This is a genomic window from Paenibacillus sp. J31R30 (assembly GCF_059692115.1).
Genome location: NZ_JCAUAV010000002.1, coordinates 141,457 through 166,604 on the forward strand (window position 1 = coordinate 141,457; position 25,148 = coordinate 166,604).

At 44.4% G+C, this 25,148-nt stretch carries 26 protein-coding genes and 1 riboswitch; of the genes, 22 read left to right on the forward strand and 4 right to left on the reverse strand.

Annotated features, from left to right (window positions below; all coding sequences use genetic code 11):
* Positions 1-10: 10 nt before the first annotated feature.
* From AC58QO_RS06580 to AC58QO_RS06620, 9 genes are all read left to right on the forward strand, one after another.
* Positions 11-1,342 (forward strand): UDP-glucose dehydrogenase family protein, encoded by a 1,332-nt coding sequence (locus tag AC58QO_RS06580; RefSeq protein WP_497264505.1) that lies wholly within the window; start codon positions 11-13, stop codon positions 1,340-1,342.
* A gap of 6 nt (positions 1,343-1,348) precedes the next feature.
* Complete coding sequence (locus AC58QO_RS06585) at positions 1,349-2,470, forward strand: glycosyltransferase family 4 protein (RefSeq protein WP_497264506.1); 1,122 nt, start codon at positions 1,349-1,351, stop codon at positions 2,468-2,470.
* 9 nt (positions 2,471-2,479) lie between these two features.
* A complete protein-coding gene (locus AC58QO_RS06590) occupies positions 2,480-3,634 on the forward strand; it encodes a glycosyltransferase family 4 protein (RefSeq protein ID WP_497264507.1) in 1,155 nt (384 codons plus the stop codon).
* Positions 3,631-4,221 carry a putative colanic acid biosynthesis acetyltransferase gene (locus tag AC58QO_RS06595; protein WP_497264508.1) on the forward strand — a complete coding sequence of 197 codons (591 nt, stop codon included), beginning with the start codon at positions 3,631-3,633 and terminating at the stop codon, positions 4,219-4,221. Before AC58QO_RS06590 ends, AC58QO_RS06595 begins: the two co-directional genes overlap by 4 nt.
* Complete coding sequence (locus AC58QO_RS06600; protein ID WP_497264509.1) at positions 4,193-5,437, forward strand: glycosyltransferase family 4 protein; 1,245 nt, start codon at positions 4,193-4,195, stop codon at positions 5,435-5,437. Before AC58QO_RS06595 ends, AC58QO_RS06600 begins: the two co-directional genes overlap by 29 nt.
* A gap of 45 nt (positions 5,438-5,482) precedes the next feature.
* Positions 5,483-6,847, forward strand: coding sequence for a sugar phosphate nucleotidyltransferase (locus tag AC58QO_RS06605; RefSeq protein ID WP_497264510.1), 1,365 nt, complete (start codon positions 5,483-5,485; stop codon positions 6,845-6,847).
* 84 nt (positions 6,848-6,931) lie between these two features.
* The gene (locus AC58QO_RS06610; RefSeq protein ID WP_497264511.1) at positions 6,932-7,933 is read left to right on the forward strand and encodes a hypothetical protein; all 1,002 of its coding nucleotides are present in this window, start codon (positions 6,932-6,934) and stop codon (positions 7,931-7,933) included.
* A gap of 112 nt (positions 7,934-8,045) precedes the next feature.
* A riboswitch (cyclic di-GMP riboswitch) is annotated at positions 8,046-8,134 on the forward strand.
* Between the two features lie 53 nt (positions 8,135-8,187).
* A complete protein-coding gene (locus AC58QO_RS06615) occupies positions 8,188-8,334 on the forward strand; it encodes a hypothetical protein (RefSeq protein WP_497264512.1) in 147 nt (48 codons plus the stop codon).
* Positions 8,335-8,469: 135 nt separating this feature from the next.
* Complete coding sequence (locus tag AC58QO_RS06620) at positions 8,470-9,444, forward strand: phosphotransferase (RefSeq protein ID WP_497264513.1); 975 nt, start codon at positions 8,470-8,472, stop codon at positions 9,442-9,444.
* A 140-nt stretch (positions 9,445-9,584) separates the two neighbouring features.
* Here AC58QO_RS06620 and AC58QO_RS06625 read toward each other — a convergent pair whose 3' ends face one another.
* Positions 9,585-9,716, reverse strand: a complete 132-nt coding sequence (locus tag AC58QO_RS06625; protein ID WP_497264514.1) for a hypothetical protein — start codon at positions 9,714-9,716, stop codon at positions 9,585-9,587.
* 249 nt (positions 9,717-9,965) lie between these two features.
* On the opposite strand from AC58QO_RS06625, the gene AC58QO_RS06630 reads away from it, so the two are divergent.
* From AC58QO_RS06630 to AC58QO_RS06655, 6 genes are all read left to right on the forward strand, one after another.
* A complete protein-coding gene (locus AC58QO_RS06630) occupies positions 9,966-10,919 on the forward strand; it encodes a copper amine oxidase N-terminal domain-containing protein (RefSeq protein ID WP_497264515.1) in 954 nt (317 codons plus the stop codon).
* A gap of 97 nt (positions 10,920-11,016) precedes the next feature.
* Entirely contained in the window at positions 11,017-11,424 is a 408-nt protein-coding gene (locus AC58QO_RS06635; protein ID WP_497264516.1) for a hypothetical protein, read from the forward strand.
* Between the two features lie 194 nt (positions 11,425-11,618).
* A complete protein-coding gene (locus AC58QO_RS06640) occupies positions 11,619-12,542 on the forward strand; it encodes an NAD(P)/FAD-dependent oxidoreductase (RefSeq protein ID WP_497264517.1) in 924 nt (307 codons plus the stop codon).
* 27 nt (positions 12,543-12,569) lie between these two features.
* Positions 12,570-12,809, forward strand: coding sequence for a glutaredoxin family protein (locus tag AC58QO_RS06645; protein WP_497264518.1), 240 nt, complete (start codon positions 12,570-12,572; stop codon positions 12,807-12,809).
* A gap of 26 nt (positions 12,810-12,835) precedes the next feature.
* Entirely contained in the window at positions 12,836-13,408 is a 573-nt protein-coding gene (locus tag AC58QO_RS06650; protein ID WP_497264519.1) for a peroxiredoxin, read from the forward strand.
* A 109-nt stretch (positions 13,409-13,517) separates the two neighbouring features.
* Positions 13,518-13,790, forward strand: a complete 273-nt coding sequence (locus AC58QO_RS06655; protein ID WP_497264520.1) for a hypothetical protein — start codon at positions 13,518-13,520, stop codon at positions 13,788-13,790.
* Between the two features lie 64 nt (positions 13,791-13,854).
* On the opposite strand, the gene AC58QO_RS06660 is transcribed toward AC58QO_RS06655, so the two are convergent.
* Positions 13,855-14,922 (reverse strand): LacI family DNA-binding transcriptional regulator, encoded by a 1,068-nt coding sequence (locus AC58QO_RS06660; protein WP_497264521.1) that lies wholly within the window; start codon positions 14,920-14,922, stop codon positions 13,855-13,857.
* Between the two features lie 244 nt (positions 14,923-15,166).
* Between AC58QO_RS06660 and AC58QO_RS06665 the strand changes: the two genes are divergently transcribed.
* Complete coding sequence (locus AC58QO_RS06665) at positions 15,167-18,283, forward strand: beta-galactosidase (protein ID WP_497264522.1); 3,117 nt, start codon at positions 15,167-15,169, stop codon at positions 18,281-18,283.
* A gap of 220 nt (positions 18,284-18,503) precedes the next feature.
* Here AC58QO_RS06665 and AC58QO_RS06670 read toward each other — a convergent pair whose 3' ends face one another.
* Positions 18,504-18,740 (reverse strand): AbrB/MazE/SpoVT family DNA-binding domain-containing protein, encoded by a 237-nt coding sequence (locus AC58QO_RS06670; protein WP_171630232.1) that lies wholly within the window; start codon positions 18,738-18,740, stop codon positions 18,504-18,506.
* Between the two features lie 274 nt (positions 18,741-19,014).
* Here AC58QO_RS06670 and AC58QO_RS06675 point away from each other — a divergent pair, with 274 nt between their 5' ends.
* From AC58QO_RS06675 to AC58QO_RS06700, 6 genes are all read left to right on the forward strand, one after another.
* Positions 19,015-19,869, forward strand: a complete 855-nt coding sequence (locus AC58QO_RS06675; RefSeq protein ID WP_497264523.1) for a sugar phosphate isomerase/epimerase family protein — start codon at positions 19,015-19,017, stop codon at positions 19,867-19,869.
* 3 nt (positions 19,870-19,872) lie between these two features.
* On the forward strand, positions 19,873-20,889 hold the full coding sequence (locus tag AC58QO_RS06680) for a Gfo/Idh/MocA family protein (protein WP_497264524.1): 1,017 nt from the start codon (positions 19,873-19,875) through the stop codon (positions 20,887-20,889).
* Positions 20,890-20,909: 20 nt separating this feature from the next.
* Entirely contained in the window at positions 20,910-21,692 is a 783-nt protein-coding gene (locus AC58QO_RS06685) for a glucosamine-6-phosphate deaminase (RefSeq protein WP_497264525.1), read from the forward strand.
* A complete protein-coding gene (locus AC58QO_RS06690) occupies positions 21,682-22,857 on the forward strand; it encodes an N-acetylglucosamine-6-phosphate deacetylase (RefSeq protein WP_497264526.1) in 1,176 nt (391 codons plus the stop codon). The genes AC58QO_RS06685 and AC58QO_RS06690 overlap by 11 nt, the downstream gene beginning before the upstream one ends.
* A 74-nt stretch (positions 22,858-22,931) precedes the next feature.
* A complete protein-coding gene (locus tag AC58QO_RS06695; protein ID WP_497264527.1) occupies positions 22,932-23,843 on the forward strand; it encodes a helix-turn-helix transcriptional regulator in 912 nt (303 codons plus the stop codon).
* Positions 23,844-23,869: 26 nt separating this feature from the next.
* Complete coding sequence (locus AC58QO_RS06700) at positions 23,870-24,394, forward strand: Gfo/Idh/MocA family oxidoreductase (RefSeq protein ID WP_497264528.1); 525 nt, start codon at positions 23,870-23,872, stop codon at positions 24,392-24,394.
* Positions 24,395-24,873: 479 nt separating this feature from the next.
* Here AC58QO_RS06700 and AC58QO_RS06705 read toward each other — a convergent pair whose 3' ends face one another.
* The gene (locus tag AC58QO_RS06705; RefSeq protein ID WP_497264529.1) at positions 24,874-25,050 is read right to left on the reverse strand and encodes a hypothetical protein; all 177 of its coding nucleotides are present in this window, start codon (positions 25,048-25,050) and stop codon (positions 24,874-24,876) included.
* Positions 25,051-25,148: the final 98 nt, after the last annotated feature.

A 25,148-nucleotide genomic window follows, 5' to 3' on the forward strand; every position in this document is an offset into this window, starting at 1 on the left:
AAGATTTACTATGAAAATCTCCATTATTGGAACTGGCTATGTTGGACTAGTAAGTGGAGTTTGTTATGCAGCAATTGGTCACAAAGTAAGTTGTATTGATATAGACATCAAAAAGGTGGAAAGTCTGAAAGAGGGAAAGTCTCCTATCTATGAACCTGAACTAGAAGAGTTAATGGTTCAACATTTGGAATCTGGAAATTTGTCATTTACGGATGATTACGTTGTTGGTTTACAAGATGCTGAAGTTATTGTTATCGCAGTGGGGACGCCTTGTAAAGAGGATGGTACTGCTGATATTTCCTATATTGAAATGGCGGCTATGAGAATAGCGCAACACATTAGTTGTTATACAATCGTGGTAATTAAAAGTACTGTGCCAGTTGGAACAAACGATCATATTGAGAAGTTAATATCGAATCATTTGCAGAAAGCTGTTGAATTCGAAGTTGTGTCCAATCCTGAATTCCTAAGAGAAGGTACAGCGGTTAAGGATACATTTTATGGTGATAGAATTGTAATTGGTACAAATAGTGAGAATGCTGCTGCGATTGTTCAGAAAATGCACGAACCATTTCATATCCCATTCTATCTGACAGATCGACGAAGTGCAGAAATGATTAAATATGCAGCAAATGCTTTTCTGGCTACTAAAATCAGTTTCATAAACGAAATTGCTGCAATTTGTGAAAAAGTTGGAGCCAATGTGGAAGATGTCGCAGTTGGGATGGGGAAAGATAAAAGAATCGGTGAGCAATTCCTTAAGGCTGGTATTGGATACGGGGGTTCATGTTTTCCCAAAGATACAAAAGCTTTGATTCAAATTGCTGGAAATGTTCAGCACGATTTCGAATTGTTGCAGTCTGTTATTAAAGTAAACGCGACTCAACAATCTAGCCTAGTTGATAAAGCTAAATCATATTTTGAGAATCTAAAGAATAAAAGAGTGGCTATTCTTGGTCTATCCTTTAAGCCGAATACAGATGATATGAGGGAAGCCGCTTCAGTAGTTATCATTGATCAATTGATTTCACAAGGTGCTGAAGTAGTAGCCTACGACCCAATAGCAGTTCCAAAGGCAAAGAAAGTACTTAACCCTGCAGTACAATACAGTTCATCTATCGAAGAAGCAATGATTGATGCTGACTGTGTCTTTATCGTTACGGAATGGGATCAAATCAAGCAGATGGATCTCATGAAAACTGCAAGGTTAATGAGAACTCCAGCTTTTTTCGATGGGAGGAACTGTTTCTCCTTGAAAGATGCTGAATCAGCTAATATCGATTATTTCTCTATTGGAAGGCCATCTATTATTCGCAGCTTAGATCATATTCACTGGAGCTGATTTCAAATGATAAAGACTCTTATATTAACGAATACAATCGCTCCATACCGTATTCCTGTATTTAATAAATTAAATGAAGATGAAAATATAAATCTTACTGTGTGGTATCTGGAAGAGCGTGAGAAGAACAGGAACTGGAATATTAATCATAATGAAATTCATTATAAATATGAGTGCCTCCCCGGTATACATACCTATATTCAACAATTGGATATGGGGGTCCATCTTAATTACGGGCTCTTTCAGAAATTATTAAAACTTAATCCAGATGTAATTATTACTTCTGGCTACGATGCAATTGGGTATTGGTCGGCACTTATTTATGCGAAACTATTCAGGAAAAAATTTATTGTTTGGTGGGGGAGTACCCTAGAGAGCAGCCGAATTAAAAATAAGTTTGTAAATGGTGTGCGTAAATTCTTTTTTGCTCGTGCAGATTCATTTATCACCTATGGCTCCGCGGCAACACAGTGCCTTCAACATTATGGAGTGAACAAGGCAAGGATTATTACAGGCTATAATACGGTAGATATTAAATACTTCAATCGTAAATATCACAAAGAGAAGCTAAAGTTACAGACTGCTCATGATAAAATTAAGTTATTATATATCGGTCAATTAATTCAAAGAAAAGGTTTAACAGAGGTAATATTTGCTCTTCAAAAAGTCCCGTATGTAAATTGGGAATTGAAAATTGTGGGTTCAGGCCCTGAAGAAGCAGCCATTAAGAAGCAAGTTGAGGAATGTGGATTGAGTAATCATGTAAGCTTTGAAGGATATAAGCAAAAAGAGGAACTTACTTCCTACTTAATAGATGCAGATTGTTTAGTTTTCCCATCACTAATAGAGGTATGGGGGTTAGTAGTTAATGAAGCACTTGCGACGAAAACATTCGTTATCGCGTCACAATATGCTGGAGCTACAAGAGATATCATTGTAGAAAAAATGAATGGAATTGTGATTGACCCAATGGATGAACACAATTTAGTCGAGTCATTCTCATGGGTGTGTGCAAACCAAGAATACCTTCAAAACAATTGGAAATTAAATTTCAATATCTGGAGAAAGATTCATCCATATTCCTATGCGCGCTCCGTGAAACTAGCAATAAAAAAAGCCATGATGTGAGGAAGACATATGATTAATATTCTTTATATACAACCTTATGCTAGTCATGTGGGTGGTGTAGATACTGTCTTATTGCAGTTAGTACAGGGACTCGAGAAATCAAGATATAAACCATATGTCATGCTCCCTGCTCCTAGCCCGTATGTAGAGAAATATCAAGCAGCGGGAGCAGAAGTATTATTTGGGACAATAGCGGTATTTGGAAAGCCGACTGACAAATGGTATTACTTGAGAAACTTTAAAAATTTATTTTCTTCAATGAAAGCAATACGAAGAATTGTAAAAAAGCATCAGATAAACATCATTCACTCACATAAAATGGAGCTTATTGGTGGTAATATTGTTGGTAAAATAGCAAGAATTCCGACCGTGCAAACTGTTCATGAATTGCCAAGACGACCATTAATTGCATATAAATTTGTTGGCTATTTAAACCACCTGTTTAATGATAAAGTAATTGTACTTTGTGATCGAAGTAAAACTATGTTTCGTTGGGGACCTTTTCAATCTAATAAGTTACTTAAAATCTACAACGGTATCGATTACTCAACATCGAATGAGAAAACCTTGGCTGTCCATAAAACTTTACGTGAAGAATTAAGGTTATCTTTAGATGACAAGATAATGATTACTGTCGCAAGGTTAAACCCAATGAAAGGGATCGAATACCTGATTAAGACAGCAGAGTTATTTAAGAAGGAAAAGAAAAATATGAAGTTTGTCATAGTTGGAGATATTGCCTTCGATGCAGATCAAGCATATAAAAATGAGCTGCAGAGGCTAGTTACCGACAATGAATTAGAGGAATATGTATTCTTCTTAGGACTTCGCAGAGATGTGGCGCAACTATTACACCAATCGGATGTATTTGTTCTTCCTTCTATTTATGATATATTTCCGACAGTAATTCTAGAAGCAATGTGTGCTGGATTGCCTATTATAGCTACAGATGTAGGGGGAGTTCCAGAGATGGTCAATGAACATACAGGTTTGTTAGTACCCCCTAAGAATGAAATTGCTATAAAAACTGCTTTAGACAAACTATTAAATATGGATTACATAACAATGGGTCAAAATGGAAAGAACCTAGTGTTAAATCATTTTACTAGAGCGAGTTATGTTGCCAAAACAACGGATGTCTATGAGGAGTTGTTGGGTAAATGAAAAATGTAATTAGACTAGATCTATACAATCAATCTCACTATTATAGAGGTAGAAACGGGGCAATTGTTCTATTATGGTGGCTCATCCAAGGAACCTTTTTCCGTTTCTCTATCCATAACATGTATGGATGGAGAAGATTTTTACTACGACTATTCGGTGCAAAGATAGGCAAGAACGTGCAGGTTAGATCGACTGCTAAATTTACATACCCTTGGAAAGTTGAGATTGGGGATTATTCTTGGATCGGCGATTATGTTCAGTTGTATAGTCTTGATCGTATAGAAATAGGTAATCATTGTGTAATATCACAAAATTCTTACCTGTGTACAGGGACGCATGATCTTCAAGATATCACATTTAGTTTAATAACCAGACCAATTAGAATAAAAGACGGTGCATGGGTTGCAAGCGATGTATTTATTTATCCTGGTGTAACGATTTATGAAATGGCGGTTGCTGGTGCACGAAGCACAGTAATTAAAGATATTCCATGTAATGAGATTCATATTGGTTCGCCTGCTAAGTTTTTAAAAGAAAGATTTTCGAAAGAGGTAGCACATGAAAAAGAAAATAGTATTCGTTGTTAACTACTTTTATCCGGACTTCGCGTCAACGGGTCAGTTAATGACTGAATTATGTTTATATTTACAACATGACTTTGATATCACCGTCATTGCTGCAATACCAGAGGGAACTGATGCTCAATCGAGTGGCAAGAGATTTATACATGATAGACTTGAAAACATTGAGATTGTAAGGATTAAATTACCGAAATTAGATAAAAGCAATAAGGTGAGTAGGCTGAGATATATTACAGCCTATTTTTTATTTGCAATATTCGCATTGTTGAAGCAAAAGCAGACGGATGTTATTTATACGATTTCAACACCGCCGGTTTTAGGTGGTTTAATTGGTACTATTGGAAAGATACTTAAGCGATCCAAACATATCTATAATATTCAAGACTTTAATCCAGAACAAGCGGAAGCGGTTAAATATACAAACAAGAAGGCTATATTTGGAATTGCAAGATTTATAGACAATTTAAGCTGTAAATTGGCTGATCATGTAATAACAGTAGGTACTGATATGCAAGAAACGCTTATTCAGCGTTTTGGCAAGAAGAATAAGTCTATTCCGAGTAATTCAGTCATTAATAACTGGACAGATGAAATAGATATTGTTCCTTTAGAGAAGGAACATCCAAAAGTTCAAGAATTTCTACGAAAGTATGATTTGCTAAATAAGCGTATTATCATGTACTCAGGGAATTTAGGCTTATATTATGATTTAGAAAACATAATAAAATTAATTAAACATTTTAAAGACGATACGAGTGTTGCATTTGTTTTTATTGGAGATGGCGCTGTAAAGAAGGCTATGAAACAATTTGCCAATGACAATGGCTTAACAAACACTCACTTTCTTCCGTTTCAATCAAAAGATACGATTAAGTATTCCTTAAATGCAGCAGATATACATTGGGTTGTGAATCAAAAGGGAATTAAAGGGGTCTCTGTTCCCAGTAAGATATATGGTGTGATGGCAGCTGGTAAGCCAGTCTTAGGTGTACTAGAGAGTGGTAGTGAAGCTCATCGGTTAATTATGAAGAGTGGGTGCGGAGTTGTGGTTGAACCTGGAGACTATTCAGGAATTATTAAGAAAATTGAAGAGATCCTCTATATGAATCACAGCCATTTATCGGATATGGGGCTGAATGGAAGGAAATATCTGGACCTAAATCTAACGAAAGATATGGCGCTCACTAAATATAAGCAATTATTGACTCAGATATCTTCATAACAGGTTCGTAAAATTAAAAAAGATACATCGAAGAGAGGTAACTAAATGAAACTTATCCTACTATCCGGAGGCTCCGGCAAACGTCTATGGCCATTATCCAATGACTCACGTTCGAAGCAATTTCTGAAGGTGCTAAAGGATGAAGAAGGGCACATGGAATCGATGGTCCAGCGTGTATGGCGGCAAATCGGGAATGTCGGCCTATCCGACTCCACTTATGTGGCGACTGGCAAAGCGCAGTTAGATATGATCTATAGTCAACTTGGAACGGATGCTCCCATTATCGTAGAGCCTGAGCGTAGAGATACGTTCCCAGCGATTGCGTTAGCTGCGACGTATTTATACTCCATGGAAGGCGTTAGTCTACAAGAGGTTATAACAGTTTTACCCGTGGATCCTTACGTCGAGAATAGATTTTTCAACAAAGTCAAAGAGTTAGAGAATATCGTCCTATCATCAGGTGCTGATATCGGACTTATAGGCGTAAAGCCAACTTATCCTTCTGAAAAATATGGCTATATTGTTCCTGAACCAGAAATATGCAGTGATCCCTATAATAAAGTTAGTCATTTTACTGAGAAACCCCATGAAGACCAAGCGAAGCTCTTGATTGAGCAAGACGCGCTTTGGAATTGTGGGGTTTTTGCTTTTAAATTAGATTACCTCATCAATTTACTGATTGAGAAAGGTATTCCCATTCAGTATGAGGAACTCGTGAAACAATATGAGAGTTTAGAGAAAATCAGTTTTGATTATGAAGTCGTGGAAAAAGCCAGTCACGTAGTCGTTGCGCCATATGATGGATACTGGAAGGACCTTGGTACCTGGAATACATTGACGGAAGAAATGAGTTCCCATCTCATGGGGAATGGCATTATTAGTCATGATTCTGTGAACACGCATATCGTTAATGAGTTAGATGTTCCTGTCACGGTGATTGGTCTTTCCAATATTGTTGTCGCGACCAGTCCAGATGGTATTCTAGTTTCAGATAAGGCTTCCAGCCCTAAGATCAAGGATATTATGCGAGATGTCGAGTTGAGGCCTATGTATGAGGAAAGACGCTGGGGTTGGTATAAAGTATTAGATTATAGTAAGCTTGCTGAAAATCAACACGTCCTAACCAAACGAATTTGTATTGGTGCAGGCAAGAATTCAAGTTATCAATTACACCATAAGCGCAGCGAGACCTGGACATTTATTGCTGGCGAGGGTGAGCTGGTATTGAATGAGAAACTCATACCAGTCAAGGCTGGGGATGTGATCCAAATTCCAATGCGTTCTCGACACGCGATTAGAGGGATTACGGATTTAGAGTTTATCGAAGTACAAACAGGCAGTGAACTTATTGAAGAAGACATTATCCGGCTTTATATGAGCTGGGAAGAGATTTTACAATTTTCAAATTGAGTACATTCCCCCTAAAGGTTGTCGCAAAGACGATCTTTAGGGGGATCCTTTGGATTCTAGTAAAGTAAAGGTGGTGATTATTTAATGAGAAGTAGGAAACCTAAAAAATCATGGAAGAAATGGCTGCTAGGTAGTTTGAGTTTTATTGTTTTTGCAATGTTAGTTGGAGGCGGTATCCTATATTATAAAATTCGTTCGATTAACGTAGATGATATAGTTCAAAGACACCAGCAACCAATTGAAGAACGTCTAGGGACAGAGGCCGCATCAGTGGTTGCCAAGAATGATTCAAATGAGACCAAGCTCCCAAGTATACTTAGCTCCCCTGTAGAAAAAGCTGAGGAGTTTGCAAGTAAGCCAATTAAGACGCAGGATGCACTTGATGTAGCAGCGCTACTATTAAAATCTGGTTTAACCTTGAAAGAGGTATATTACCTTACTGGGGAAGCGAAAAGCGATCTGTCAACGGAGGACAAGCAGAAAATTCGTGATCTTTTACTTTCGAAATTGAGTTCAGATGAAATATCTGCTTTACGTTTGATTACTAAGCAGTATGGCAAAGGCCTACTCATCCTTGATCCTAATTATCCAATAGAGTTAATTGGCATCGATGATCCAGAAGAAAGAAAGCGCGTTGAAAAAGAATTACAGGCCAAAAAACAATCACAGTTAGGAAACAAGCAACCTGAACCAACAAAGAATCAACAAGCGACTGTAGAAAAGTCTCCAACTGAGAGCACTCCAACCAAAACATCAGATTCTACAGTAGTCGCAAGTTATAAATCGAAGTTGGACTCTCTAGAAGCTAGCTGCCGGGGGGATATTAACAATCTAATAACAAGCGTAGTAAATGCTAAAAAGGCTGACAAGAATTTGAATTTAAGCGCACTTCAAAGCATGTTTATGGGCAAATTCACTAGTGCTGAGTCTCGCTGTGATGCGAGTTTTAATGGGATTCTCTCAGATGCAGAAAAAGCAGGTATAAGCTTAAAGGATATGGATGCTTGGAAACAGGCATACAGTTCTATGAAACAATCTGCACAGAGCAGTGCAATTAATCAATTGTCTCAAGCATTTCTTAAATAAGTGTAATAGAGGTCTTAGGAACTAGATGAAAGGTGAAACAATGATTCTAAAGGTTGATGAAAGAATCATAGATTTTGTTAAAATATACCTATAACTGTTAATCACATAACTCGTAGGATAATGGCAAAATTGATGAAAATCAATGACGCAAAGCTAAAGGGACTAAATTAGAGTCATCTAATATGTTAGCCAGCTGCCGATTACGGACCTCCGATTATTCTTATGTGAAACGATACGTAGGAGGTAGATCTGTAATGTTTTGGCTGATCGCGTTGTTTCTAGTATGGCTGAGTGGTTGTTTATTTTATTTAAGCGTGTTCGCGGCAGCGAAACGTGCTGATGAGATGGCCGCGGCAGTATTTAATATGGACGGTATCGAACCGAAAGTAATGGCTTCATAATGCTAGATTTGTAGAAAATCTTATCTAACGAAGGCACCTATGTCAGGTGCTTTTTTATTTTATTTTAAGAGGATACAGAAAGTGGATAGTGAATAGGTATAGGAGAGCTGGGATAAAGCTGGAGGTGATGCAGCGGTGAACGAACAGCGTGAGCATGTACTTTCAAGTATAGTTACAAGCAATGGAATGTTGAATACAGCTAAGCTTATAGACAGACAGCATTTGTATACAGGTAGAAATGGCAAGGTGATTGAACGATTCTGGGTGGATATCAATGGACAGAGGGAGTCATTTATTTTCAAACCATTAACAAATGGAACGACGTGTGGTCGTGAGAGATGGATGTACGAACATTTACTTGCCTCAGTACCCGTAAGAATTCCTAAGCTTTATGCCGTTGCTGAGCATGAAGATCCAGAATGTTATTGGACGATCTACGAAGATATGGGTGAGCTGACCCATCATTTGGAGGAAGACGATTATGTTATTGCAGCCGCGAGTATCCCTTTGTGGCATAGGCTTCCACTCCAACGAGTCCCTTCGCATTTCAAAGGGGATAAACGAGATCTGTCTGATTTGATGCAAGAGGTTATGGATAGGTATGATGATGTGAAAATTTGGTTGACTAAGTTTGGATTAGAGGATGCTCAGATTACAGCAATTAAGCAATTCCTCACACGGCTGGACGGAAATTTTGAATCTGAAATTGTTATTTCACATGGTGATTATCATCAGGGGAATGTGTGCCGGAAAGGCGCAGAGTTTATCATTCTAGATTGGGAGTTCGTTCATCATAATTCCGTGTACTGGGATTTGTATGGTTTATTAGACATGAGTCATCCCGATTTTCCTAAAATGATTAGCTCCAGCACTCGTCAAGCTGCATTGCACGCGTATCTGAATCATCGAGTTGCACTTGGTTGGGAAGTTGATGCGGTAGCATTTATAAGAGATTATCACCGCTATGCAATCGTACATTCGCTTTGGATGCTAGGTTTAATCGAACATGATCTACAAAATGGTCAATGGGAACTGTCCAAATTACTTCGTGCACAGCAGGAAACGATGCATTCGCTTATGGATTGTTTCACCTATTGTCATAAGGCATAATCATTTTATTTTAATAAATAGGACTATCGACCCTGTCTTTAGTCCCTCTTCATTTGTCATATCTTGGTTTATACTAACTAAGTGTTGGTGAATAGTAACAATAGCGGACGTCTGATCAGAGACGCAAGCTAGACTGAATTTCAAGTTTTTGAAAGCTTTTTACGTTTAAATCCCCAAACCTTTATCCAAATTGCATCTTCATCGTCTTTGAATAGCTTAATGCCTGCTAATTTCAAAGGTGTCCATACTTCTGTAAAATAATAATTAGGCATTTGCTACGCCTCCTTTGTATGATATAGCTTACTCGAATATAACTGTTTGCTTTTAAAAAGTGTGTCGGAATTTGTCGATGAATTAGTAAGTTTGAATTAATTTTTAAGTATGAAGCACCGGGATGGTGCTTTTTTTGTTTTGATTTTCGATAAAATGCGACTTTTAGCCTAAAAAAAGTTATAATAGGTTTTATTCAATAGGGTTATTTTGAGATTTATCCCAATATTAATAGAAGAGGTGTTCAGGAAGTGAAAGCTAGTAAACGTATTAAAGCAGTAATGGGTCTATCTCTAGCAGTTATGATGGGGTTTTCTGCGCAAGCAACTGCAGCACAAACATCAACGGATGTGGATGTGTATCAGATTCCGATGCATTTCACTTTTGATGGGAAGGAATATGCGCCGCCAGAAGGTCAGCAAGGTTTTATCTACGAAGGCACGACTTATGTCCCGATTCGTTTCATTTCGTATTCGTTGGATAAAGCGGTAAGTTGGGACCCGAATACATACACGGTATCGATTGCGGAGCCTAAAGCGGCAGAAAAAATTAACATTAATGAATATAAAATAAATATGCAGGTGTATTCGAAAAGCACTGAGAAGTTCGATAAGTCCAAGTTAGCGCCAAGCAAATTGAAGGTTTATAAGGAAAAAGTTTCTTACCTATTCGATGGTGTTGCAAAGAGCCCATCTGATCAATTGCCTGGGTATATTGTAGATGGAAGTTTGTTTGTTCCGATTCGTTTTTTATCTGAGTCGGTTGGTAAGACGATTAATTGGGATCCGGAAACATACACGGTGTCCGCGGTTACTTCTGAAGTGAAGAAGGATCCAGAAGTGAAACTACCGGAGACGACAAAGCCTGTTACAACGCCTCCAATTGGTGGTGGAGGTGGTGGCGGAATCACGAAACCATCATTTGAGTCGATTAAGGCAGATGCAGATGGGAAAATTTCATCTTTAATGTCGGAGGCTCAATCCACGCTAACAGCGTTGTTTCTTCAATACTTGGCCGCACCAAGTGAAAGCTTAAAAGCGCAAGGTAAAGCGAAGATTGCAGAATATGATAATCGATTTAGTCAAATTATGAGTGACACGGAAACGAAGCTATCAACGAATGGTTATGATACGGCGATTGTCACGACCTATCGAGAAAAGTATGAACAAAAGAAAGCAGAACAAGAAGCCCTCCTTTCCAGGTAATCCGCCCATTTTTGGGCTTTCGTTCACCGAGTAGGCAATCGCACACATACAGTATAGGAGAAAATCAAACTATACAGAGAATGTGAGTGATTCCGATATGACAAAGCGTGAAGATCAAGAATTTCGTCCACCGCTCGGAGGGCATGGCGGCGGTATAGGAGGCGGTATAGGACATGGACCCGGAGGTATAGGTCATGGTCCTGGCGGCCCTGGAGGTCCGGGACACTTCCCAGGAGGCCCTGGCGGCCCAGGTCACTTCCCTGGTGGACCCGGTTTCCCAGGAGGTCCTGGTCACTTTCCCGGGGGGCCAGGCCACTTCCCACACCATGGCGGCGGCTTTAACAATGTACTGCCTTGGGTAGTAGCTCCATTGCTATATGGTGCGGCGACACAACCGTACTACCCGCCTTATTACCCGTATCCGTATCCTTATCCATACCCGCCATACTATCAGCAATATCCATATCCGACGTACCCTGTGATAAGGGAAGAGGATGATTTGTAATCGCCATTGCATTAAAATCAGAGCTGCCTTCGAGTAGGAAATCCCTACTTGCAAGGCAGCTCTTCTTTGTTTTATTTTATTATTTAGAATTATTATAAATAAGCTTGACTTTCTTTTTCTTTTAATTATAATAATTATTATCTGATATATATTATTATTTAAATTGAAACGTCGTACGGAAGGAGTGCATCGCGATGTATGATGTCATTATTGTTGGAGCTGGTCCCGCTGGAGCTTCTGCGGCGATTTATACAGCTAGAGGGAATTTGAAAACATTAGTTATCGATAAAGCACCGAATACAGGAGCTTTGGCCATTACGCACAAAATTGCGAATTATCCCGGTGTTATGGGTGAATTGTCGGGGAAGGACCTGCTGGATACAATGCGCGAGCAAGCAAAAGGCTTCGGAGCCGAGTTCATCCAGACGACGATCACGGATGTGGATGTGGAAGGCGAAACGAAATATGTATTTACCGCTGATGGGATGTATGAAGGCAAGTCTATCATTATTGCAACAGGCTCGAAGGGACGCAATCGGATGCTGCCAGGTGAGGAAAATCTGATGGGACGCGGGGTAAGCACGTGTGCGACTTGCGATGGAGCTTTTTTTTTGGGGAAGACGGTCGCTGTGATCGGTGATTCCGAAGAGGCGCTGGAAGAAGCACAAGCGTTGAGCAAGTTCACTAAATCCATCCATTTCGTCGTACCGCGTCCTGAGCTGCAAGGCGTTCATCACGTTCCGGAATTAAAAGGCACGAATATTCTCTACAAAACGAAGCCGCTTGAAGTCATGGGAGACAAGCAGGTGCAAGGTCTCAGAATTCGTACAAGCACTGGCAGCGAGGAAGTGCTGGACGTGGATGGTGTCTTCGTTTTCCTATCTGGCAGTAAGCCAGGTACGGATTTCTTGCAGGATCAAGTTCCTCTCGATGAGGAGGGCTTCATGATCTTGGACAGCTCGATGCAGTCGCCTGTTGCGGGTGTTTTTGGAGCAGGTGAAGTTAGACGCACCCCAGTCAAACAAGCTGTTGTTGCCGCTGCTGATGGTGCGATTGCCGCCATGGCTGTCGATAAATTTATTAATAAACGGGCTCAATTGATCCCCCAATACAAATAATCCAAACCCACTAGGAGATGACCAACCATGTCTAACGTAATCGTATATTCCAGTTCCAACTGCCCATATTGTGTCCAACTGAAAAAATATTTAACGGAACAGCAAGTCGGTTTCGAAGAAAGAAACATCGATTTGAATGATCAATTCGGACAAGAGCTGCACGATATGGGCTTAATGTCCCTGCCAGTCACCGTAATCGGTGATCACAAAATTCTAGGTCTCAACGTCACTAAACTCAAAAAAGCACTAGCCGAAATCGCTAGCTAATTCATAACCACAAAGGAGATTACATCATGACAACACAACAACTTAACGTTCAATCCCATCCTACTTTTGCTAAAATTGGGCTGCCAGCACCAAGCTTCTCGCTGCTTTCCACGAAAAATATGGAGACGCTCGAGGAAAAAATCTCGCTCGAGGACTACCGCGGCAGATGGCTCGTGTTCTTCTTCTGGCCGTTCGACTTCACCTTCGTCTGTCCGACGGAAATCACGGCGTTCAGCGACCATTACGAGCAGTTCCTTGATCTCGACTGTGACATTGTAGGCGCGTCTGTAGATAGTGTCTACACGCACCGTGCTTGGACACAAACGCCGCGCGATCAAAGCGGCATCGGCCCTGTGAAGTTTCCTTTGGTCAGTGACTTCTCCAAAGAAACAGCACGTGCCTACGGCGTCCTAGATGATGAAACGGGTGCTGCGCACCGCGGCTTGTTCATCATTGACCCTGAAGGCGTGCTGCGCTATCAAGTGGTCACGGACATGAATGTAGGACGCTCGGTTGACGAGACGCTGCGCGTGCTTCAAGCGCTGCAAGCAGGCGGACTGTGCCCAGCGAACTGGAAACCAGGCGATCGCACACTTTAAGATAATGTAGCCCCAATCGACATGATGTCGGTTGGGGCTTTCCTGTATTCTGATCGCTATTTGAAGTATAATGGTTAAATTACAGTCAGATAGTGAGGTCGGTTGCAGCATGGCGTCCATTGCGGACAAGGTATTTATGGGTTCTTTGATTTTAATGATGGTAGCCGTGGTCATAAGCGGGGTTGGCTTTCAATTCGTGAATTGGAAATCACAAGTAAATGATGAGCTCGAGGAAGAGACGAAAACGAGCAGCAATCGGAAGAAAAATGTCATGGATCGCCAAGATAAAAGTTTGAAACGAATCGGGCGCTCTTACTTATTTTGGATTGCACTTGCGGGGATGCTGGTATCCATTGGGCTTAGTTATTTATCAAATAGTTAAATGAAAGAAAGCGTATAGCTACTCATGTTCATGATGAGGGCTGTACGCTTTTTTTGGTTGGCGGTTAGCCGGAATCCCGTGCGATGAAGCGGGCGGATAACACAACCTTCTCCACTTGCCTGCCAGGGTGTTGCAACCGGTAAAGCAGCGTTTCTACAGCTCGAATGCCGAGCGCTTCCTTGCCGAGCTCAATGGTACTAAGCGCGGGCGTTGCGTAGGCGGCCGCTTCGATATTGTCCAGCCCAATGACCTTAACTTGACTAGGTACGTCGAGGCCGTGACGACTTAAGATAGGCAGTAGGGCTAATGCAAGGTGATCATTGGCACAAACAAAACCATCAGGCATCGTCTCCTCGGATAATGCAGCCACTTTGCGTTCCATTTGGTGTAGCATGTGTGGCCCTGAGTAAGCGATCTGCCATTTCTTCAAATGGTAGTGCTCAGCGGGTCCGGATATATCCTCGAGCGCCATGCGGCAGCCCCACCATCGCTCTTTGAAGCTAACGGCGAAATGATCATCGCCAATGAATATCACGCGTTTCGCGCCAGCGGAGAGCAAGCGTTGACAGGCCATTTTGCCAGCATCCAAATTGTTATTGAGCACACTGTCCACTTCGACGAGCGGTTCATGATGGTCAATGAGGACGAGCGGGATCCCACTCTGCTTCAAAGAAATGACGGACTGCGCCGGAAACGTTCCAGCCAACAATTGCCCAATGCAATGCGATGGATCGAGATAGGAAGGCATCTGAAGTCCAGATTGGTGCTGTGGTGAGATGGGAACGATGAGATGCTCATAGCCTAACTCTTTACTGGCTGTGGCAATGCCGGAGAGCACCTTTCCCCAGAAAGGGTTGTCCTGCAAATAGGTAGACTGAATCCACACCAAGATATAGGGAGTCGTTTCGTCTGTATGGTGCGGACCTTCTTTGGCATGCTGGTTGGCTGCTTGAAGGCTCTTCTGTGAGCGCTGCGCCTGCTGGATCGTATAGCCCATGGCTTTCGCTGTCTCCTGAATCCGAAGCCGGTTCTCTTCGCTAACGCCTGATTTACCTGATAAAGCTTGGGAGACGGTGTACTTGGACATGCCAAGTCGGTCGGCAATTTGCTGCATGGACACTTTTTTACTCATGATAAACATCCTTTTATGTTGAAAATACTTCGTAATTTCGCATCTAACCTAACAAATCTATTGTTATTGATTAGATGGATATTGTCAATGCTCGCTTATATCATGAGTTTATTCAAAAAAAGATTGACCTCATCCAAGATAATGATTAAATTATGTTAATAATCAAACGTTGTTAGCCTAACAAAAATAACAAATTATTCTTGAGATGTATGTTAGAAAACACACCCACTTGGAGGATGAGAGCATGCTTACAACGATCATATTTTACGATCCAACGTTTCCATATGAAGGGATTCGGCCTGACGACAAAGCGGTTGCACAGCTTGGAGAAATAGGAAGGGTGGTTGGAGCCGAGGGGCTTGGAGAGGCGCTTCAGCAGGGGGCGGATAATTTCATCCATCTACATGGACGTTACTTTCCAAAGTCAGCATGGCATGCCATCCTAGCTCATGCGCGTAAGGGCAAAGGATTCGTACATCTAGGCAGCGCACCCTTCCGAGTTCCGGCTTACCAAGGATCAGAGGGCTGGGAACTGGAGATTGAGCAGACTGCGTATCATCAGCAGCTTCAAATTCATGAAATCCTTTCCGTGGATGACGCACCGATTGCTCGCTATGCCGCAAATGCTGAGTTACCATTGCTGGCAGGTAAAGAAGAGCTGTTCGCCATTCAACCGACGGTTGGATTCGCACTCCATGTTACACGGACCGATGATCACCCAGGTCAGATCGGTTCCAGCGGTCCGATGGATGCTCATTTCACCCCTTTGTTGAAAGGGATTTCCAAAGAGGGACGAGAGGTCGCGGCACCGATCGTGCTACTTGAGAACACGAAGGGAGCCTATGCGGGTAGCCGTTGGATTTTCGCCAATGTGATCACAGATGAAGCCTTCTGGGGTAACGGGGGAGCCGAGCTAGTAGGTGAGTTGGCTGCTTATACGAAGCGAGGCGTTACGGAAATTTGGTTCAAGCCGAACTATGCCTGTTATGATCCGGGCGACCGTGCTGCTTTGACGGTTCAATTGCAGACGCTGGCGGATCGTACGGGGGCTAATTCCGAGAATGTGTCATGGACATTCCAAGTCCAAGTAACGAAAGACGGGCATGCAGCGCCGATCTGGACGACGGAATTCGCGATGAACGCGTCTCGAGAGCTCTCTTTTAAAAAGGTAAACATGCCTGTCGATATTGAAGCGGGTTATTATACAGCGGTATGTAAAGCGGTTGCTAATACGGGGGAAACGCGCACATTTAACCAAGGCTTCTGGGGATATGACGCAGAATTGCTTCGTGAGGGGACACCGATGTCCTGTGATCGCGACTACTTCTGGAAGGACGGACGTCCGCTTCCGATCGTTGGGATGACGTATATGACGAGCGATGTGGCGAGGAAATTTTTGTTCTTGCCGAACGTTTCCGTATGGGATCGGGATATTGCGCAAATGGTTAAAGCGGGCATCAACCTGCTGCGTACTGGCGTATGGTCGGCGTGGCGTCAAATCATGTTCGTGGACGGGCATCCTTATGAGGAAGTACTGCGCAGCATTGATGCTTTCATTTTGACATGTAAAAGACATGGGATTGAAGTCACGTTCAATTTCTTCTCCTTTACACCAGAGCTGTGGGAGGGTGTGAATCCGTATTTGGATCCTCGCAGCGTGGAGGCGCAGAAACGGTTTATTTCTTCGGTGGTGTCCAGACATAAGGAAACGACGAATGTGCATTGGGATCTAATCAATGAGCCGTCGATGTTCAATCCGAGTAAGCCTTTCCGTGGGCCGCAGTCTGCGCATGATGCTTTCGAGCGCGAGGCGTATATTGCTTGGCTGGTGGAGCGTCATGGGGATATTCGCAAGCTGCAAGAACGTTGGAATATGTCTCCAGCGGAGCTGCCGAGTTTCGCTAGTGTTCGTTTGCTGGATCCTTCCGAGGTGAACATGAGTACAACGGAGACGGTGGAGAAAAAGGGTTCCCCATGGCTGGACTACACCCTGTTCACCATGGACATGCATAATCGGTGGGCGAAGGAATTGATCGCGACGATTCGCAGTATTAATCCAGCCCAACTGGCTACAGTTGGTCAAGATGAGGGATTAGGGGCGCAGCGGCCATCGCCATTCTTTTACGCAGAAGCTGTTGATTATACGACGGTGCATACGTGGTGGTTGATGGATCAGTTGGTGTGGGATGGAATTTTCTCTAAGGCGCCAACGAAGCCGAGTTTAATTCAAGAAACAGGCATTATGTATGTAGAGACGGCAGATGGGCGCGCGAAGCGTTCGGAGTATGAGCTGCGTAATATTCTGGAGCGCAAATATGCCTATGCCTTCTCGACAGGCGGAGCCGGTGCCGTTCAGTGGATTTGGAATATTAACTTCTATATGAACAACATCAATGAGTCGCATATTGGAGCGCTTCGTGCAGACGGTACAGAGAAGCCAGAAGCGGATGTTTCTTATGATTTTGGAGCATTCATGGGTGAGATTCGTGATCTCTTCGTGGGTCGCAAATTAGAGGATATCGTGGCTGTGTTCCCGTATTCGAATGATTTTTCTACGCGAAAAGTAGCCGGAGACGCAACAGCTAAACTGACTCGTACGTTAGCTTATAGGATGAATGTGCCTTTCCGCGGTGTGAGTGAGTATCATCTCGAGGCACTGGAATCGGATCAGCCGAAGCTGATTATCGTGCCGAGCGCACATAACTTCAGTGATGCCGCGCTTTCGAAGTTGACGACGCATGTATGTGAAAACGGCGGAACACTGTTGTTTACGGGGCCGCTTGGTTTGAATGAGTACTGGGCACCAGTAGCACGTTTGACGGATATCGTAGGTGAAACGGTGCTCAGCAACATCGTGCGTGAAGAAGCGATGGTGTTGGAGGGGGAGATGGTTCCTGTGTCCTTCGGTGGAGTACGGATTGCTCAGCTGAACAAAGAGGTCACGCTCTCCGATGATGGAGGCTGGAACTCGCAGCATGGTGTTGTTCGCAGCTACGAGCTAGGCAAAGGCCAGCTGATCTGGTGTCCACTACCCGTTGAACTAGGTGAGCGCAGCGATGTACTAGAGAAGCTGTACACTTATGCGATGAAGCAAGCTGGTGTTGAGGCGGAGTTAACTTGGGTGAAGGGTGGGCAGCTGCCTGGCGTTTATGGGCGGAAGCTGAGCTTCGATGCCGGCGCGTTGTTCATCTTCGTCTCGGAGTTCGGCGTGGACACGCAGATCGAAGTGACTGATCCGGCAACGGGCCGGAGCTACGCATTCGAGCTGGAAGCCGAGCGTACGGTGATGTTCGCCGCGAATACTGCCGGCGAGTTGTTGGCGGTGTATCGACCTGAGCAGGTTCAGGTTGATGTGAAGTAGCAAAGATGGACCCCTGAGTGAGAAGCTATTCTCATTCGGGGGTTTTTTTTGAGCGTTGGGGGATGGCATGCCGGTGAAAGTGGGAGGGCAAGAAACTCCACCAACGATTGCTAATAAGCAGGCACAATCGGATTACACGCAAAAAAGCCCATCAGGGTCATATCCACATCCCCTGTGAGCTTTATTGCCATCTAGCCAATGTTCATGCACACGCTTACAGTTAAGTAATCTCATCAATACAATTGCTGCAAACGAGCTTCCCTTTGAAATAGGTCATGTCCTCAAAATTACCGCAGAACACACAAGCAGGCATATACTTTTTAAGCGTAATCCGTTCAGGATCCACATAAACCTCGATAGCGTCACCGATCTCAATATGGAGTGTCCGTCGTAGCTCAATTGGCAGAACAATCCGCCCCAGCTCGTCTACTTTTCTTACAATTCCCGTTGATTTCATACGTTAGCCCCCTTCTTCATTTAACCAATTACCTTCATCACCAAGTCACTGAGCCTCATATCTGTTATATATTTCTATTCCACATTTGTACTCAAATCCCTTTTATTTACTGAATCTCTTTTCGAAGAAGGAACACATGTCTTGCACCCGGCTGAAAGCGAAAAAAATGTAAACTAAGTTCAATAGAAACGTCAACTTTGCAATAGAGGATCTTGTTATAGTAAGTAATAGGAGAAACAGCATCACACATCAAGGTGAAGGCGGAGGAAGTTCATTGATTTGGAATCGATTAGGCGTATTGTCGGATGAGGTATCCCCCGATGTCGAGGAGGCGGTGAAATGGGCTGCTAACCAGGGGTTAAAGCATGTCGAAGTCAGAATTGTGAACGGTGTCAATGTGTCGGAGCTAACGGATACTCAGACAGTTAACATCCGCAATGTGGTGGAAGCTCACGGATTATATGTATCTGCCATTGCTTCGCCATTGTTTAAATGTGCACTCGACCCAGCACGGATGGTTCAATCAGGGGACACCTTCAGACAGAAGGAACAGAGTGTGGAAGAACATTTTACTAAACTGCATCGCGTCATTGCGATTGCGAAGTTGCTCAGGACGTCACGTATTCGGATTTTTTCATTTTGGAGAGAGGTGGAGCCGCAGCAGCACAAGGATGAGATTGTTCATCATTTGAAAAGAGCTGGAGACATCGCGGCGAAGGAGGGCGTAACCCTGCTCCTTGAGAATGAGCCAGCCTGTAATGGGGGCTTTGCGGCGGAAGTAGCAGCGCTTGTTTCGGCAGTCGATTCGCCAGCTGTTAGAGGGCTGTGGGATCCGGGCAATGAAGCGTATGGCGCTAAGGAAGCATTCCCGAAAGGCTACGAAGCAATGAAAACCGCCTTGGCTCACGTTCATCTCAAAGATGCTTACATTCGCGAAGATGGAACAGCGAAATGCGTGCCTCTCGGCTCTGGCAATGTACCCGTATTAGCGCAGATTAAAGCGCTTGAAGCAGATGGTTATAAGGGTTTGTATACCATTGAAACGCATTTTGTTCCAGAGGGTGGAAGTCAGCGAACCGGTACGCGTATGACACTGGATGCGCTTCGCGCGTTGTTAGAGGAGGTTTAGTTGTTGACTAATTGGAGGTTCGGCATCATAGGCTGCGGATCGGTGGCTGATTTTCATATTGAAGCTATTCGTCAGATTGAAGAAGCAAGCCTGTTAGTGGTATCCAGCCGTACGGAGGCAAAAGCGCAAGCCGTTGCCGAACGTGAAGGCTGTGCTTGGACGTCAGATTATCGCGAACTCCTTGCCAGACCTGATGTGGATATCGTATGTGTCACAACTTCTAGCGGCAGCCACGCGACGATCGGATTAGAGGTTGTGAATGCAGGTAAGCATCTGATTATCGAGAAGCCAATTGCTATGAATGTGAAAGACGCAGAGCGGCTAGTGCAAGCGGCCAAAGCGAAGAATGTCACACTTTCTGTCATGTCACAGCGGCGTTTCGAGGCTCAGAATCAAGCGATTAAGCGGGTTTTGGACGAAGGTGCACTAGGCAAGCTTCTGTTGGTTGAGGTATCTCTGCCGTTCCATCGAACACAGTCGTATTACAACAGCGCCGAATGGCGCGGTACGATAGCTGAGGATGGCGGAGCCTTGATGAATCAAGGGATCCATTGTTTGGATCTGCTGCTGTGGTTTGCTGGTGACGTTCATACCGTTTTCGGCAAAATCGCTACCCAAACACACGAGATGGAAGCCGAGGATTTAGGGCTGGCGATTCTGCAATTTAAGAATGGTGCATTCGGTACGATCATGGCCTCGACCAGCATTCGCCCGGGCTTCGCAGCAACCATCCATTTGTACGGAGAGAAGGGCACGATCAAGCTGGAAGGCTCGACGATCGTCCATTGGACCGTACCAGGTCGAAGTGAGCCGACTTGGGCGCAGGAGGGTGCCTATGGCGGCATAACCGATCCGCGCAGTATCGTCTCGGACTTCCATCAAAGCCAGCTGCTGGATGTCATAGCTTCGATTGAGGCGGGCGATGAACCGCTGGTTACTGGGGAATCCGGGCTGCGGGCAGTGCAGCTGGTGGAACTGATTTATAAGAGTGCGGCCGAAGGACGGCAGCTGACTTCATAAAAAAAGGGAGGAACGTTCCAATGAGTGAACAACAATTACATGCACAGCCAGTCCGGAGTGCACTAATCGATTCGCTGAAGGTTAACGTGTATCAGGATCGGAAAGCACTAGGTCAAGCCGCTGGAGCAGATGCGGCGAACAAAATCAAGGAGCTGCTTGCCGAGAAAGCGGGTATCCGTATCATTTTCGCGGCAGCGCCTTCGCAGAATGAAATGCTCGAAACGCTGGCTCAGGATAAAGCCATCGATTGGTCGCGAATCACCGTGTTTCACATGGATGAATATATCGGTCTCGGTGAGGAGGCTCCGCAGAAATTCGGACGCTTTTTGTGTGACCGGTTGTTTGATAAAGTGAAGCCGGGCACGGTACATCTCATTAATAGTCTGAACCAAGCTGAGGACGAGTGCAGACGGTATGGCGCTCTTCTTGAAGAAGCGCCGATTGATATCGTCTGTCTCGGCATTGGCGAGAACGGTCACATCGCCTTCAATGACCCGCCTGTTGCGGATTTCGCAGATACCGAGCTGGTCAAGCGTGTGGAGTTGGATGATGTTTGCCGGCAGCAGCAGGTGAATGATGGATGTTTTGGCACCTTCGAGGATGTACCCACCCATGCCTTAACGCTGACAATTCCGGCGTTGATGTCGGGGGCGCATCTTTATTGCTCGGTTCCGGGTGTAACGAAGCACCAGGCAGTGGAGCGCACCTTGAACGAGTCGCTTTCGACTAAGTGCCCTTCGACGATTCTCCGCAGGCACCCGGATTGTACACTTTATTTGGACCGGGATTCTTATGGTCTATAAAACGAACGTCTTTCACGCAAGGCATTATGCAACGGGAAAGCCTGTTGAGATAACTGTCAGCGGTGGTCGGATTGCTGAAATAAAAGAGCTTACAGCGTTTGATGCAGCGAACCTGCCGATTGCCGCCCCAGGATTGGTGGATCTTCAGATCAATGGCTATGCAGGCTGCGACTTTAACCAGCTTCCGTTACAAGCGGAGACGGTTAGCCAGATAATCCGCATGTTATGGAGAGAAGGGGTCACTTCCAGTTACCCCACTGTCATTACAAACAGTCCCGAGTCGATCCAGCAAGCGCTCGGCAGTATTGCACTCGCCTGTGAGACGGATCAGGCGACGGAAGAAGGGATCGCGGGCATCCATTTGGAAGGCCCGTTCATTTCACCGGATGACGGCGCGCGAGGTGCCCATCGTCTTGATGCTGTAAGGCCGCCGGATTGGGACCTCTTCTGCCGCTGGCAGGAAGCGGCTGGCGGCCGCATCAAGATCGTAACACTGTCGCCAGAATGGCCGGACAGTGTCTCGTTCATCGAGCGCTGCGCCAATAGTGGCGTGACCGTATCCATTGGCCACACCGCTGCGGATTCAGCGCAGATTCGTGAGGCTGTCGCTGCCGGAGCTCGGATGTCGACGCATCTAGGGAACGGGGCGCATCTGATGCTGCCTCGGCATCCGAATTATATTTGGGAGCAGTTGGCACAGGAGGAGTTATGGAGCTGTGTCATTGCGGACGGTTTTCATTTGCCGGACCAGGTGTTGAATGTCGTGCTGAAAGTGAAAGGGGAGCGGGCACTGCTGGTTAGCGATGCCGTGGCAGTCAGCGGCCTTGAGCCAGGTGTCTATAAGACGCATATTGGCGGGGACGTTGTACTTACGGCAGAAGGCAAGCTGCATCTCGCCGCTGATCCTCGGCTGCTTGCAGGCTCAGCCCAAATGCTGCTGTGGGGCATCGCACATCTGCAAAGACGGGGCATAGCCGATTTCCCCACAGCGTGGGAAATGGCTTCGACCCGGCCGGCGAGCCTGATGGGCTTGCCGGGCGCAAAGGGCCTGGCGGCAGGGGCACCAGCGGACTTCGTCCTCCTCGACAGGGAGGACACGCATAGTCGGTTAAGGCAGACCTATAAAGCTGGCGAGCTCGTCTTTGATGCAAGTCAAGCGACCTAGCATACAAGGGTTGTTCTATTCCGCCAATTGGCATATGCTTGAAGGAAATATGGCTTCGGACAGGTGGTAATCGTATGAACATGGAGAAGGGGATGTCCTATTTTCAAAGTAAATTAACGCTGAAAAAGGAGTTTCCTTTTAAAATATTCCGCTACTCCAGTCACACGCTGAAGCAGCCCTTGCATATCCACGATTATACGCAGATCGCCTATGTGCTCAAGGGAATGTGCAACCACCAGCTGCGAGGCAAGTCGCTGAATGTAAGCAGAGGGGATATGTTCATCATATCACCGGGAGTGGAACACAGTTTGAGTGCGATTGAAGAACATACGTTCGAGGTGGTGTTAATTGATTTCCTGCCATATCTGGTAAGAGATCAGTTGAAGCCCTTCTCGGATACGTTGCATCCCTTTCTTCTTAACTCGGAGGAGTTGCCGGAGCTAGGAAACAGTTCCTTGCCGCAGCCGTGGCTGCATATCTCTAAGCAGAAACAGCTTCTGGTGGAGCAGTTGCTTCAAGATATACAGGATGAATTCGAGCATCGCGAAGCAGGGTATGAATATGCCATTTGCACGAGCCTAGTCAAGCTGCTTATCCTAATGGACCGTGAATATCGGAGAGCGAGGCGATCGCGAAGTGTGCCTTCAACGGCGACTAGCCAACATCCGATTGAGGAAGTGAAGCGTTACATACAAGACAATTTCAGTCAGGATATCCCACTGGAGCAAGGGGCGTTCCTAGCGAATATGGCGCCTGCCTATTTCAGTACTATTTTCAAAAAAGAAACGGGCCAGAACTTCGTAGATTACGTGAACGAGGTGCGAATTGAAAGAGCGATGGAGCTCATTCAGCGCAATTCGCATACGATTACCCAGATTGGCTTCCAGGTTGGGTTTCATCATCTCAGCCATTTCATCCGAACCTTCAAAAAACGAACAGGCATCACGCCTACTGAATATAAGAAAACATTTGGACATACACCTTAAATCCACGAAAGATAGAGGTGGTTGCGATGACCAAGAAAATTGTGAAGGTAGGTATTATTGGACAGGGCCGCAGTGGGCGCGATATCCACGGTAATTTGCTCGATCAGCTCACAGAGCATTATCGGATTACGGCGGTTGCCGATTCCATACCCGAACGTCAGGAGCTTGCGACGAAAGAATATGGCTGCCAAGCCTATGCGTCATGGGAGGATATGGTAGTTAATGAGGACCTGGATCTGATCATAGACCCGTTATTCAACGCAGACGGAAAGCCTGCCTATTGCAGCGAGACGCTGCCGTGGCAAACTGAAAGCTGGGAAGTTTCCATTCCAGACGGGAAGACAGCTTTTGAGCATATGACAGAGAAGCTGTATCTCATGCTGTATGATACCTTGACAGAAGGCAAGGAGCTGGAAATAACGCCTCAACAGGTGCGCAGACAGCTATGGGTCATGGAGGAATGCCGCCGCCAGAATCCACATATTATGCGGAATGAGCAAGGAATAGCCAAGCCCCGATCTCGCAATGGAAGCGGGGGGGGGGCTTTTTGAGATATAAGAATGGTTATGCATGATAATGCTGATCCGAAGATTATGGCGAGTTATACATCACAAGGTGTAACTGGCAGAGTCCCCTTTGAAATACCCGAAGGTGTTTATCTAACGACTTGGATGCACCTTAAGCGAGAGCAAGCAAAAGCCCGATTTACTGAAGAGAAGAGATCGTGAATAATGTAATATATACGATTAAAATAAGGATAGGAATTACACCAATTATGCTAAATGCCATTCTATTTTTATTCGAGAATATAGCTACAGAATTGCTAGTAAAACAAAAGAGAAATAGTAAGTAATATGGATATTCCGCTAATAACATTCCTTTAAGATTACTAAATACAGTCCCTTGTGCAACACCTGCTCCTAAAGCAGGTAATCCGTAAAATAGTAGAAATAAGATTATTAAGTTTAATAAAAAGATGATTAAGTTAATTAATCGCAATAAATAGCCTACTCTTTGCATGAGTTTCATGTTATTTACGAGATTTATTTGATTTTTGCCACAAAATGAAAAAGAAAATAGCAAGAATGAAGATAGGAAGAGCAAGAAAAATTAAATTTAACATGGGCTCAAACCCTTCCCCTCCTTGCAGAGCGAAATATAGAGCTATGAATACAAAGAGTAATGCCATATAAAATAACCAGTTCAAGTAGAAAACCTCCAGTGATTTATTAATTTGATTATACCGAGATGGCCTTATTGATGGATAGTACTAGATCCTAATAGTACCGGTAACTGCAATGTTGA

Coding starts and splice junctions, on each gene's coding strand:
- AC58QO_RS06625 (WP_497264514.1), bottom strand. CDS start 9,716: ATGCCTAATTATTATTTTACAGAAGTATGGACACCTTTGAAATTAGCA.
- AC58QO_RS06605 (WP_497264510.1), top strand. CDS start 5,483: ATGAAACTTATCCTACTATCCGGAGGCTCCGGCAAACGTCTATGGCCA.
- AC58QO_RS06600 (WP_497264509.1), top strand. CDS start 4,193: ATGAAAAAGAAAATAGTATTCGTTGTTAACTACTTTTATCCGGACTTC.
- AC58QO_RS06645 (WP_497264518.1), top strand. CDS start 12,570: ATGTCTAACGTAATCGTATATTCCAGTTCCAACTGCCCATATTGTGTC.
- AC58QO_RS06640 (WP_497264517.1), top strand. CDS start 11,619: ATGTATGATGTCATTATTGTTGGAGCTGGTCCCGCTGGAGCTTCTGCG.
- AC58QO_RS06670 (WP_171630232.1), bottom strand. CDS start 18,740: ATGAAATCAACGGGAATTGTAAGAAAAGTAGACGAGCTGGGGCGGATT.
- AC58QO_RS06580 (WP_497264505.1), top strand. CDS start 11: ATGAAAATCTCCATTATTGGAACTGGCTATGTTGGACTAGTAAGTGGA.
- AC58QO_RS06615 (WP_497264512.1), top strand. CDS start 8,188: ATGTTTTGGCTGATCGCGTTGTTTCTAGTATGGCTGAGTGGTTGTTTA.
- AC58QO_RS06690 (WP_497264526.1), top strand. CDS start 21,682: ATGGTCTATAAAACGAACGTCTTTCACGCAAGGCATTATGCAACGGGA.
- AC58QO_RS06695 (WP_497264527.1), top strand. CDS start 22,932: ATGAACATGGAGAAGGGGATGTCCTATTTTCAAAGTAAATTAACGCTG.
- AC58QO_RS06655 (WP_497264520.1), top strand. CDS start 13,518: ATGGCGTCCATTGCGGACAAGGTATTTATGGGTTCTTTGATTTTAATG.
- AC58QO_RS06635 (WP_497264516.1), top strand. CDS start 11,017: ATGACAAAGCGTGAAGATCAAGAATTTCGTCCACCGCTCGGAGGGCAT.
- AC58QO_RS06650 (WP_497264519.1), top strand. CDS start 12,836: ATGACAACACAACAACTTAACGTTCAATCCCATCCTACTTTTGCTAAA.
- AC58QO_RS06700 (WP_497264528.1), top strand. CDS start 23,870: ATGACCAAGAAAATTGTGAAGGTAGGTATTATTGGACAGGGCCGCAGT.
- AC58QO_RS06660 (WP_497264521.1), bottom strand. CDS start 14,922: ATGAGTAAAAAAGTGTCCATGCAGCAAATTGCCGACCGACTTGGCATG.
- AC58QO_RS06595 (WP_497264508.1), top strand. CDS start 3,631: ATGAAAAATGTAATTAGACTAGATCTATACAATCAATCTCACTATTAT.
- AC58QO_RS06590 (WP_497264507.1), top strand. CDS start 2,480: ATGATTAATATTCTTTATATACAACCTTATGCTAGTCATGTGGGTGGT.
- AC58QO_RS06665 (WP_497264522.1), top strand. CDS start 15,167: ATGCTTACAACGATCATATTTTACGATCCAACGTTTCCATATGAAGGG.
- AC58QO_RS06610 (WP_497264511.1), top strand. CDS start 6,932: ATGAGAAGTAGGAAACCTAAAAAATCATGGAAGAAATGGCTGCTAGGT.
- AC58QO_RS06585 (WP_497264506.1), top strand. CDS start 1,349: ATGATAAAGACTCTTATATTAACGAATACAATCGCTCCATACCGTATT.
- AC58QO_RS06685 (WP_497264525.1), top strand. CDS start 20,910: ATGAGTGAACAACAATTACATGCACAGCCAGTCCGGAGTGCACTAATC.